Below are 10,409 nucleotides of genomic sequence, written 5' to 3' on the forward strand. Positions count from 1 at the left end.
CGCCTGATGACCTCCGCGTTCCGCACCCTCCTGCTCGGCGCGCTCGCGCTCGCCGCGAGCCCGACCTTTGCGCATCGCCAGTGGCTGCTGCCATCGGCGACGATCTTTTCGGGCGCCAACGATACGGTGACGGTCGATGCCGCCGCCTCGAACGACCTGTTCTTCCCCGATCATCGCCCCGCGAACCTCGCGACGATCAAGGTCTGGGCGCCCGACGGCAGCGCCGGCCAGATCGAGAATGGCGCGAGCGGGCGCGTGCGATCGACCTTCGACGTGACGCTCAACAAGCCGGGAACGTGGAAGATCGGTAACGCCAATGAAGGCGTGATGGGCAGCTTCAAGCTCAATGGCGAGGAGGTTCGCGTAGGCGGTCGACCGGGCGGACCACGGCCGGGGGGGCCGGGTACGCCGCCTGCCGGGGTACGTCCTGCCGCCCCGAATGCGGATGCGGGTGGCCCGCCCCGGCCGCGCTTCGTTTCGGCCGACCAGATCCCAGCCGAGGCGACCGAGGTGAAGCTGATCCAGACGTCGAGCCGCAACGAGATCTTCGTCACCGCCGGCGAGCCGACCACGACCGTGTTCCAGCCGACCAACAAGGGGCTGGAGATGGTGCCTGTCACGCATCCGGCCGAACTGGTCGCGGGCGAGCCCGCCGAATTCCGCTTCCTCGTCGGCGGCAAGCCGGCGGCGGGGCTGAAACTGTCGGTGCTGCCCGGCGGCAAGCGCTATCGCGACGGCGACGGGATGATCGAAGTGACGACCGGCGCCGATGGCGTGGCGACGGTCACCTGGCCCGAGCCGGGCATGTACTGGCTGAACGCCACCTATAGCGATACGATCGCGGACGGGCGGATCACGGGCCACCGCATGAGCTACACCACCACGCTCGAGGTGATGGCTCCCTGACACCACGCATCGCGGTCCCCCCGCTCGATCCACACGGCTTCCAGCGGCACGATCCTCAGGCAGCGATCGTCACGCTGGAGGGCGTGACGATGGGGACGGTGTGGCGAGTTTCGTTGGCGGCGCCGGTCGGTTTCGATACCGCCGCGCTGCGCACGGCGATCGTGGCGCGGCTCGACGCGATCATCGGTGAGATGAGCCACTGGGACGCGGGATCCTGGCTTGGGCGGTTCAACACGCTTCAGCCGGGACGCTGGATGGCGCTGCCGCCCGACTTCGCCACCGTGATAGCAACCGGACTGACGGCGGCCACGCGATTGGGCGGGGCCTTCGATCCGGCGATCGGCGCATTGGTCGATCTGTGGGGGTTTGGACCGCCCGGCCCCCGCCCCCACCCTGATGAAGCCGAAATCGCGGCGGCGCGCGCGTGCTCGGGATGGCAAAGGCTGGCCTATGATCCGGCGGCGCGGCGGCTGCTGCAGCCGGGCGGATTGCGGCTCGATCTCTCGGGCATCGCCAAGGGCTTTGCGGTCGACGCATTGGCGACCCTGATCGCACGGCAGGGCCATGGCCACTTCCTGGTGGAGATCGGGGGCGAGCTGGCAGGTCGGGGGATGCGGCCCGACGGCGATCCGTGGTGGGTGGAGTTAGAGACGCCGGGCGACGGGCTCGCCCCGATCCGCGTCGCGCTCCACCAGCTCGCGGTCGCGACCTCGGGCGATTATGTGCGTGGTGCGCATACGATCGATCCACGCAGCGGCCACCCGGCGCAGGCAGGTGTCGTCGCGGTCAGCGTGCTGCATGCGTCTGCCATGTGGGCCGATGTCTGGGCGAGCGCCTTGGCGGTGCTGGGGGCCGACGACGGCCTTCGCCTGGCGGCCGACGAGGGACTCGCGGCGCGGATCGTGACGCGCGCCGAGGACGGGCTGCACGAGACAATCAGTCCGGCGCTGGCAGCGATGCTGTGACGCCGTCCCTGATGCGTCCGGTCTAGAGCGGCTCGCCGCTGAGCCGCTGGCAGACCATGTCGAGCTGGTCGAGCGAGGCATAAGAGACCGTCACCGTGCCGCCCTTCGGCCCATGCGCGATCGCGACCTTGAGACCGAGCTGGTCGCGCAGCTGACGTTCGAGCATCGCGACGTCGGCATCGCTGCCTTTATATTCGATCGGCGGTTCGCGCCGGCGCGGCGCCTTGCCGCCGCGCGCCAGCGCCTCGGTCTCGCGCACCGACAGGCCGCGCCGGATCACCTCTTCCGCCAGCGCCTCCGCATCGGGCGCGGATACGAGCGCGCGGGCATGACCCATGCTGAGCCGCCCGTCGGCGACCGCGTCGCGTACCGCCTCCGGCAGAACGAGCAGGCGGAGGAGGTTGGCGACATGGCTGCGCGACTTGCCGACGATCTTCGCCAGCGCGTCCTGCGTATGCCCGAATTCATCGATAAGTCGTTGATAAGCGGCCGATTCCTCGATCGCATTGAGATCCTGGCGCTGGACGTTCTCGACAATCGCCAATTCCATAGTCTCGGCATCGCCGAGCTCGCGGACCAGCGCCGGCACCTCGTGCAGCCGCGCACGCTGCGCGGCGCGCCAGCGCCGCTCACCCGCGACGATCTGATAGCCGTCGCCATGCGGGCGAACCACGATCGGCTGGATCAGGCCGCGTTCGGTAAGCGAGGCAGCGAGTTCGTCGAGCGCGGCCTCGTCGAAATGTCGGCGCGGCTGATCGGGGTTCGGCGTGATCGTGGCGATCGCCAGCATGCGGATTCCGGCCGGACGCGTGGCGTCGGCGGCGATCGGCTGCTCCGCCGCCGCCTCGCCCAGCAAGGCCGACAGGCCGCGTCCGAGGCCACGGCTACGCGGATTGACACTCATGCCGCCACCGCCGGAGCGGGCAGACGCGCGATCAACTCGCTCGCCAGCGCGATATAGGCCTCAGATCCGGGGCAGCGATGGTCGTAGACCAATGCGGGCAGGCCATGGCTGGGGGCTTCCGACAAGCGCACATTGCGCGGGATCACGGTCCTGAAGACGAGGTCGCCGACCACCGCGCGGACATCCGCCGCGACCTGTTCCGACAGACGGTTACGGCGGTCATACATGGTGAGCGCGACGCCGACGATCGACAAGGATGGATTGAAACGCTTGCGCACCAGTTCGACCGTGTTGAGCAACTGGCTCATCCCCTCAAGCGCGAAGAACTCGCACTGCAGCGGCACGAGCAGGCCGCGCGCCGCCACCAGCGCGTTGAGCGTGAGCAGGCCGAGCGAAGGCGGGCAATCAATCAGGCAGATCTCCCACCGCGCGGGGGCCGCGGTCATTGCAGCGTCGAGGCGGTGCGCGCGGTCCGGCATGTCGGCAAGCTCGACCTCGGCCGCCGAAAGATCCTGCGTGGCCGCGACGATGTCGAGACGGGGCACGGACGTCGCGATGGCCGCGTCGGCAAGCGACACGTCGCCACCAAGTACCTGATAAACCGACCTTTCACGGGCATTGCGGGCAACGCCAAGCCCGGTCGAAGCATTACCCTGCGGATCGAAATCGATCAGCAGGACGCGGAAGCCGCTCGCCGCCAGCGCGGTTGCCAGATTGATCGCGGTGGTCGTCTTGCCGACCCCGCCCTTCTGGTTCGCAATGGCGCTGCGGATCATTTCGACCTCCCCGGGGCGACGCCGCGCGCGATCAGGATCGACGAGTCGGCATCCGTGACGCTCGGTACGAGCGCGAAGTCACCCTGCCACTTTTGTTGGGCTTCGGCCAGTTCTGCCGCGGCATTTCGCCCCTTGGGCAGCAGCCAGACCGTATCGGCGCGAGCGAAACGGCGCCCGATCTCGAAGAGGCGCGGCAAGGGGGCGAAAGCCCGCGCGGATATGACATCGTAGGTGGTCGCGGCCACGGCCTCTGCTCGTCCCGACAGCACGCGTACGCGGCTGTCCAAGCCAAGACATGTAATCGCATCGTGGAGAAAGCCGACCCGCTTCGCCCGGCTTTCGACGAGATCGACGTGGTGCTTTCCGAAAAGCGCGATCATCAGGCCTGGAAATCCAGGTCCGGAGCCGAGGTCGACCCATCGTCCCAGAGGCGGTGCATGGTCGAGCAGTTGGACCGAGTCAGTGATATGCCGGCTCCAAACCTGTGGGAGGGTGGAAGCCGCAATTAGATTCTGTTCGGTGTTCGCTTTTGTGAGCAGGTCGATGAACCGGCTGACATGGTCGAGTGTTTCACGTGGAACAGACCGACCGGCGAGCCATGTCTGCGCTTCGTCCTCGGTCATGCCGCCCGACGACGAATGGCGACAAGGATAGCGCTGAGCGCAGCCGGGGTGATCCCGCGGATACGCGCCGCGTCGGCAAGGGTCGCAGGGCGGGCGCGATCCAGCTTCTCGATCATCTCCTTCGAAAGGCCGCCTATGTCGCGATAGGCATGGATCGGCGAGAGGCTGATCTGGCCCTCCTGCTCCAGCCGCGCGACTTCGGCGCGCTGGCGGTCGATATAGGGTGCGTATCGGCAATCGTCGGCCAATTCGGCCAGGAGCGTATCGGATACGCCGTCGGCCTCCGGATCGATCAGGCTGCGGATTTCAACGGTCGTCATTGCACGCTGGCGCACAAGGTCGGCGGTGCTGATTGCCGCCCCCTCGCGCCTCACCGGTGGCAGCGGTCGGGAAACAGCCTGCGAGAGGCGCGTATGCTGAGCAAGGTGGTCCGCGATCCATACCTTACGTGCTTCGCCAACCGCTTCGCTCGCGAGGGCAAGCCCGCCCAATCGGGTCGCGGCATTGTCGGCACGAAGGGCGAGCCTGAACTCGGCGCGTCCGGTGAGCATGCGGTACGGCTCGCTGACCCCCTGAAGAACGAGGTCGTCGACCATCACGCCGATATAGGATTGCGTGCGGTCGAAGAGGATCGGCGATCGACCCAGCGTCTGCGCCGCCGCGTTGAGGCCGGCGACCAGCCCTTGGGCCGCAGCTTCCTCGTAGCCGGTCGTCCCGTTGATCTGCCCCGCGCAATAGAGACCGGGGATGGCGCGCAGGCCCAGCGATGCGTCAAGCGCACGTGGGTCGACATGGTCATATTCAACCGCATAACCTGGCGTGACGATCTCGACGGACCCCAGCCCGGCGACACTTCGCACTAGATCGCGCTGCACGTCACGCGGGAGCGAGGTCGAGATGCCGTTGGGATAGACCAGCGTGGTGCCCAGCCCTTCGGGCTCCAGAAAGATCTGGTGGCCGTCGCGATCCCCGAACCTGACCACCTTGTCCTCAATGGACGGACAGTAACGCGGCCCCCTCCCCTCAATCGCCCCGGAGAAGATGGGCGATCGATCCAGGCCCGCGCGGATGATGTCGTGCGTTTGCTGGTTGGTGCGTGCGATCGCACAGGCGAGTTGGGGAAGCGTCCGTCGCCCCAGGGGAGACATCGTCCAAGGATCGCCATCCGATGGCTGGCGCTCGAGCCGTGCCCAATCGATCGTGCGCCCATCGAGCCGCGGTGGCGTGCCTGTTTTTAGCCGGGCCATGGGGAGATCCAGCGCACGTAATTGCTGCGCGAGAATGGTGGCGGCACTCTCCCCGACACGCCCGCCCTCGGTGGCATCGGCACCGCAGTAAAGCCTTCCTCCAAGGAAGGTGCCAGTCGCGAGGATGACCGCAGACGCGGTCAGTATCGTTCCGTCAGCAAGTTCCAGCCCCGACACGTATTCTGATCGAAGCAGGAGCCGGTGGGCGTGGCCCTGAACAACCGTAAAACCCTGCTGCGCCGCCACGGCTTGCTGGATCGCGCGCGCGAAATGCTTACGGTCGGCCTGCACACGGGGGCCTTGAACCGCGGTGCCCTTGCTCCGGTTGAGCATGCGATAGTGAATCGCGGCCGCATCGGCAGCGCGACCGATCAGTCCGTCGAAGACGTCGACTTCACGGACGAGGTGGCCCTTACCCACACCGCCGATCGCGGGGTTGCAGGACATCGCCCCAATCGTATCGATCCGGTCGGTGACCAACGCCACGGATGCGCCAATCCGCGCGGCAGCGGCGGCCGCCTCGCAGCCGGCGTGGCCGCCGCCCACCACGATGACCTGATACTGGCTCATCCGCGCGCTATCCGGACGATAGGAGGCCAAGTCAATTGTTCCACGTGGAACATCACTTGCCGATGCAGAATCGGCCGAATAGGCCGTCGAGCATATCCTCGATACCGGCATTGCCGACAATCCGGTCGACGGCTGCGCGCGCGGTGGCGAGATGGACGGCGACGAGAACGGGATCGTCGCATTCCTTTGCCTGCGCCAAGGCGGCGGCGACCTCCCCGATCAACATTGTCTGGCGCGCGTTGATCGCGACCTGATCCTCGCCGGGTAGCATTTCGGAGGCGCGTTCAGCGAGCAGCGATCGCAGCGCGGCCACGCCCATGCCGGTTTCCGCCGAGACGGCAAGATCGGCGCCATGCGGCATAGTCTGCCGATCGGGGAGATCGGCGCGGCCGTGGACGACGATTGCGCCCTCGGGTCTCTCCGCTGGATCGCCGAGCCACAGCACGAGATCCGCTGCGGCGAGTGCTCGCTGCGCTCGGTCGACACCGATCCGCTCCACCGGGTCATGGGTGTCACGCAGTCCGGCCGAGTCGATCAGCACGATCGGCACGCCGCCCAGCTGGATCGGTGCCTCGATCACATCGCGAGTCGTCCCCGCATATGCCGAGACAATCGCGGCATCGCGTCCGACCAGAGCGTTGAAAAGGCTCGACTTTCCTGCGTTGACCGGGCCTGCGAACAGCACCCGTACGCCATCGCGAAGGCGCTCGGCGGGGGGCTGGGCCTGCAAATCAGACAGCTCGTTGTGCAGCGCAGCAATAGGCTGTGCATGTGCAGCATTCCATAGAGGGACATCGTCCTCTTCTTCTCCGAACTGCAGCGCCGCTTCGACCTGCGCGGACAGCGCAAGGATCGTTTCGCGCCATCGTTCGACCAGCCGACCCATCGCGCCCTCGGCCTGACGCAACGCCTGTCGTCTTTGCCGTTCGGTCTCGGCCGACAGCAAGTCGGCCAGCCCCTCGACCTGTCCGAGATCGAGCCGGCCATTGTGAAAGGCGCGGCGGCTAAACTCCCCGGCCTCCGCCGGACGCAGCCCGGGCAGGGTCGCCAGCGCCCCCAGCACCGCCGCCGCGACCGCGCGACCACCGTGCAGATGGAACTCGGCCAGATCCTCGCCCGTCGCCGTCTCGGGCCCCGGAAACCACAGCAGCAGCGCCCGGTCGAGCATGGCCCCCGCAGCATCGCGCAGGACCGCGACCGAGGCACGGCGTGGCGGCGGGCAGCGTCCGGCCAACGTGCGCAGGGCCATCGCCGCCCCCGGTCCGCTGACGCGCACGACCGCGATCGCGGCGGGGAGCGCGCCGCTCGACAAAGCGAAGATCGTGTCGGGCGCCGGCGGCGCGTCGCTCACCCCTTGGACGTCCCGGCCCTCTGGCCGGTCATCTGGTCCACCAGCTGGCGCCATGCGTTCATCCCCATCTCCCCCATCGGCGACCAGGTGCGCACCATCTGCTCGAACATCTCCGGCGTCAGGCCGGTGGTCATCGCCTCGCGGAACTTGTCGAGATAGAGGTCGTGGATCGGCGCCATGTCGGGCAGCCCCATCAGCCGCCGCGCCTCCTCGGGCGTGCATTCGATGTTCATCGTGATGTTCACCGAGGCATGCTCCTGTCATTGAGAGGTCCGGCCGGCGACGGTAGAGCAAGGCCACGGGAGCGTCCATGCCGCGCGGCGGACGTCCGGCGACGATCATGGGAGATGAAGCATGGGCGAAACGATCAGCATCGCGGCGCTGGACGGGAGCGGAGCGTTCGATGCCTATCTCGCGCGGCCGATGGGCACGCCCAAGGCGGCGATCCTCGTCATCCAGGAGATTTTCGGGGTGAATGCCGGCATCCGGCGCAAGGTCGATGATTGGGCGGCGAAGGGCTATCTCGCCGCCGCGCCAGCCCTGTTCTGGCGCTTCGCCCCCGGTTTCGATGTCGATCCCGACGTTCCGGAGGAGATGGAACAGGCATTCAAAATCCGAACCCAGTTCGATCCCGCCAAGGGGATCGAGGATGTCGAGGCGACGATCCGCACGCTCCGCGCATCGCTGCCCGCCGGCGGCAAGGTCGGCGCGGTCGGCTACTGCATGGGCGGGCGCGTCGCCTATCTCACCGCCACGCGAACCGACATCGACGCGAGCGTCGGCTATTATGGCGCGGGCATCGACGCCGCGCTGAACGAGGCGCATGCGATCGCGCGCCCGCTGCTGCTCCACTTCGCCGGCAACGACCACTTCATTCCGGAGGAAGCGCAGGCGAAGATCGGCGAGGCACTCGGCCCCAACCGCCACGTCACGATCCACACCTATCCGGGCGTCGATCACGGCTTCGCCACCGCGTCAGGCAAGCGTCGCGACGATGCGACCGCCGAGCTGGCGGATGCGCGCACCGAAGCCTTTTTCGCGGAGCATCTGGCGTGAGCGAGGATTATCGCATCATCCTGCGCCGCACCGGCGGGCCCGAGGTGCTCGAGCGGGAAAAGATCGACCCGCCGCAACCAGCGCCGGATGAGGTAGTGGTGCGGCACAGCGCAATCGGCCTGAACTTCGTCGATACTTACCATCGCAGCGGGCTCTACCCGACCACCCTGCCCAGCGGGCTCGGCACGGAGGCGGCGGGCGTGATCGAGGCGGTCGGCGAGAATATCGACGGTTTCGCGCCGGGCGACCGCGTCGCCTATGCCGGCGGCCCGCTGGGCGCCTATGCGACGGTGCGCGCGATCCCCGCCCATCTGCTCATCAGGCTTCCCGACGGGGTCGACGATCGAACGGCGGCGGCATCATTGGTGAAGGGACTGACCGCCGACATGCTCGTCGGCCCCTGTGCCAAGGTCCAGGCAGGCCAGACGGTGCTCGTCCATTCGGCGGCCGGCGGGGTCGGCTCGTTCCTCGTACCCTGGCTCAAGGCCATCGGCGCACGCGTCGTCGCGCATGCGGGCAGCGCCGAGAAGGCGGCGCGCGCCAAGGCGGCGGGCGCGGACCACGCCCTCTCCTGCCCTTTCGACACGCTGGCACAGGAGGTGCGCACGATCACCGAGGGTGCGGGCGTGCACGTCGTGTTCGACGGCGTGGGACAGGCAAGCTGGGATGCCTCGGTGGGAGCGCTCGCCAAGCGCGGGCTGATGGTCAGCTTCGGCAATGCCTCGGGACCCGTCGCGCCCGTGGCGCCGCTTGCACTGGCCCGCGCGGGTTCGCTGTTCCTGACCCGCCCGACCCTGTTCGACTATATTGCCGCGCCCGAGGAGCGGGATGCCGCGACCGGGCGCCTGTTCGCGATGCTCCGGTCGGGCACCATCACGGCGGATATCGGCCAGACCTTTCCGCTGAGCGCCGCCGCCGACGCGCATCGCGCGCTGGAGACGCGGGCGACGACCGGATCGACTTTGCTGATCCCCTGACGCCCGAAAGCCGTCAGAACAGCGTGAGCAGCCCCGTATCGCTGCTGACCAGCCCTTCGTAGATCATCTTACCCGCGACGTAGACGATCACGACGAGGCCGATATAGGCGATCCAGCGGTAGCGTTCGATGTAGCGGGCGATGACGTTCGCGGCGAGGCCCATCAAGGCGACCGACAGCAGCAGCCCGACCATCAGGATGCCGGGATGCTCGCGCGCGGCGCCCGCCACCGCCAGCACATTGTCGAGGCTCATGCTGACATCGGCCACAGCAACCGCCCAGGCGGCGGCGGCGAAGGTCTTGGCGGGGCGCACGCCCGAATTCTCGTCGCCCGCGACCTCGGGCGATCCGCCGCCGGCGTCGTGCCGCAGCTCGCGCCACATCTTCCACGACACCCACAGCAGCAACAATCCGCCCGCAAAGACAAGGCCGACGATCTGGAGCAGCTGGGTCACCGCCAGCGCGAAGACGATACGGAGAATCAAAGCGGCGAGGATGCCGATCAGGATGACCTTGCGGCGCTGCTGGTGGGGCAGGCCCGCCGCGAGCGCGCCGACGACGATCGCATTGTCGCCCGCCAGCATCACGTCGATCATCAGCACCTGGCCGAAGGCGGCCAGCGTGGCCGGCGAGCCGAGGTTGGAGAAATCGGCGACGATGTGCTGCCAGAGCTCGTTCATTCCCACCTGATATGGGGGACGCGGCTACGTGTCGACAGAAACCGGGGGGCAGCCCCCGCCGGTCCTACTGATTCATCGAGTCGAAGAAGTCCTCGTTGGTCTTCGAGTCCTTCATCTTGTCGAGCAGGAATTCCATCGCGTCGGTGGTGCCCATCTGCATGAGGATGCGGCGCAGCACCCACATCTTCGACAGCTTGCTCTTGTCGAGCAACAGCTCTTCCTTGCGGGTGCCGGACTTGCCGACGTCCATCGCCGGGAAGATGCGCTTGTCGGCGACCTTGCGGTCGAGCACGATTTCCGAATTGCCGGTGCCCTTGAACTCCTCGAAGATCACCTCGTCCATGCGGCTGCCGGT

The 10,409-nt window shown here is 67.6% G+C and carries 11 protein-coding genes and 1 pseudogene; 4 read left to right on the top strand and 8 right to left on the bottom strand.

Going from position 1 to position 10,409, the window contains the following annotated elements; translation table 11 throughout:
- Positions 1 to 6: 6 nt before the first annotated feature.
- Positions 7 to 906: a DUF4198 domain-containing protein gene (locus tag ACOJSF_RS08795; protein ID WP_420141836.1), complete on the top strand. Its 900-nt coding sequence runs from the start codon at positions 7 to 9 to the stop codon at positions 904 to 906.
- Positions 907 to 995: 89 nt separating this feature from the next.
- Positions 996 to 1,871: an FAD:protein FMN transferase gene (locus ACOJSF_RS08800; RefSeq protein ID WP_420141847.1), complete on the top strand. Its 876-nt coding sequence runs from the start codon at positions 996 to 998 to the stop codon at positions 1,869 to 1,871.
- Between the two features lie 22 nt (positions 1,872 to 1,893).
- Here the strand turns inward: ACOJSF_RS08800 and ACOJSF_RS08805 are convergent, their stop codons facing one another.
- The 6 genes from ACOJSF_RS08805 to ACOJSF_RS08830 are packed head-to-tail and all read right to left on the bottom strand — an operon-like array spanning position 1,894 to position 7,587.
- Positions 1,894 to 2,775 (bottom strand): ParB/RepB/Spo0J family partition protein, encoded by an 882-nt coding sequence (locus tag ACOJSF_RS08805; RefSeq protein ID WP_420141837.1) that lies wholly within the window; start codon positions 2,773 to 2,775, stop codon positions 1,894 to 1,896.
- Positions 2,772 to 3,551: a ParA family protein gene (locus ACOJSF_RS08810; protein ID WP_420141838.1), complete on the bottom strand. Its 780-nt coding sequence runs from the start codon at positions 3,549 to 3,551 to the stop codon at positions 2,772 to 2,774. The genes ACOJSF_RS08805 and ACOJSF_RS08810 overlap by 4 nt, the downstream gene beginning before the upstream one ends.
- On the bottom strand, positions 3,548 to 4,174 hold the full coding sequence (rsmG, locus tag ACOJSF_RS08815) for a 16S rRNA (guanine(527)-N(7))-methyltransferase RsmG (RefSeq protein ID WP_420141839.1): 627 nt from the start codon (positions 4,172 to 4,174) through the stop codon (positions 3,548 to 3,550). The genes ACOJSF_RS08810 and rsmG overlap by 4 nt, the downstream gene beginning before the upstream one ends.
- Positions 4,171 to 5,991, bottom strand: coding sequence for a tRNA uridine-5-carboxymethylaminomethyl(34) synthesis enzyme MnmG (mnmG, locus tag ACOJSF_RS08820; protein WP_420141840.1), 1,821 nt, complete (start codon positions 5,989 to 5,991; stop codon positions 4,171 to 4,173). Before mnmG ends, rsmG begins: the two co-directional genes overlap by 4 nt.
- Before the next feature lie 52 nt (positions 5,992 to 6,043).
- Positions 6,044 to 7,342 (bottom strand): tRNA uridine-5-carboxymethylaminomethyl(34) synthesis GTPase MnmE, encoded by a 1,299-nt coding sequence (gene mnmE / locus ACOJSF_RS08825; RefSeq protein WP_420141841.1) that lies wholly within the window; start codon positions 7,340 to 7,342, stop codon positions 6,044 to 6,046.
- Positions 7,339 to 7,587, bottom strand: a complete 249-nt coding sequence (locus tag ACOJSF_RS08830) for a DUF6489 family protein (protein ID WP_420141842.1) — start codon at positions 7,585 to 7,587, stop codon at positions 7,339 to 7,341. Before ACOJSF_RS08830 ends, mnmE begins: the two co-directional genes overlap by 4 nt.
- Before the next feature lie 109 nt (positions 7,588 to 7,696).
- On the opposite strand from ACOJSF_RS08830, the gene ACOJSF_RS08835 reads away from it, so the two are divergent.
- Both ACOJSF_RS08835 and ACOJSF_RS08840 read left to right on the top strand, forming a co-directional pair.
- Positions 7,697 to 8,398 carry a dienelactone hydrolase family protein gene (locus tag ACOJSF_RS08835; RefSeq protein WP_420141843.1) on the top strand — a complete coding sequence of 234 codons (702 nt, stop codon included), beginning with the start codon at positions 7,697 to 7,699 and terminating at the stop codon, positions 8,396 to 8,398.
- Positions 8,395 to 9,375 (top strand): quinone oxidoreductase family protein, encoded by a 981-nt coding sequence (locus ACOJSF_RS08840; RefSeq protein ID WP_420141844.1) that lies wholly within the window; start codon positions 8,395 to 8,397, stop codon positions 9,373 to 9,375. Before ACOJSF_RS08835 ends, ACOJSF_RS08840 begins: the two co-directional genes overlap by 4 nt.
- Positions 9,376 to 9,388: 13 nt before the next feature.
- Here the strand turns inward: ACOJSF_RS08840 and ACOJSF_RS08845 are convergent, their stop codons facing one another.
- Positions 9,389 to 10,054, bottom strand: a complete 666-nt coding sequence (locus ACOJSF_RS08845; RefSeq protein ID WP_420141845.1) for a TerC family protein — start codon at positions 10,052 to 10,054, stop codon at positions 9,389 to 9,391.
- 64 nt (positions 10,055 to 10,118) lie between these two features.
- Positions 10,119 to 10,409, bottom strand: a pseudogene (locus ACOJSF_RS08850) (transcription termination factor Rho); the annotation flags it as partial.

Source organism: Sphingomonas sp., assembly GCF_048594985.1.
GTDB lineage: Bacteria > Pseudomonadota > Alphaproteobacteria > Sphingomonadales > Sphingomonadaceae > Sphingomonas_I.

Coding starts and splice junctions, on each gene's coding strand:
- ACOJSF_RS08795 (WP_420141836.1), top strand. CDS start 7: ATGACCTCCGCGTTCCGCACCCTCCTGCTCGGCGCGCTCGCGCTCGCC.
- ACOJSF_RS08800 (WP_420141847.1), top strand. CDS start 996: ATGGGGACGGTGTGGCGAGTTTCGTTGGCGGCGCCGGTCGGTTTCGAT.
- ACOJSF_RS08805 (WP_420141837.1), bottom strand. CDS start 2,775: ATGAGTGTCAATCCGCGTAGCCGTGGCCTCGGACGCGGCCTGTCGGCC.
- ACOJSF_RS08810 (WP_420141838.1), bottom strand. CDS start 3,551: ATGATCCGCAGCGCCATTGCGAACCAGAAGGGCGGGGTCGGCAAGACG.
- rsmG (WP_420141839.1), bottom strand. CDS start 4,174: ATGACCGAGGACGAAGCGCAGACATGGCTCGCCGGTCGGTCTGTTCCA.
- mnmG (WP_420141840.1), bottom strand. CDS start 5,991: ATGAGCCAGTATCAGGTCATCGTGGTGGGCGGCGGCCACGCCGGCTGC.
- ACOJSF_RS08835 (WP_420141843.1), top strand. CDS start 7,697: ATGGGCGAAACGATCAGCATCGCGGCGCTGGACGGGAGCGGAGCGTTC.
- ACOJSF_RS08845 (WP_420141845.1), bottom strand. CDS start 10,054: ATGAACGAGCTCTGGCAGCACATCGTCGCCGATTTCTCCAACCTCGGC.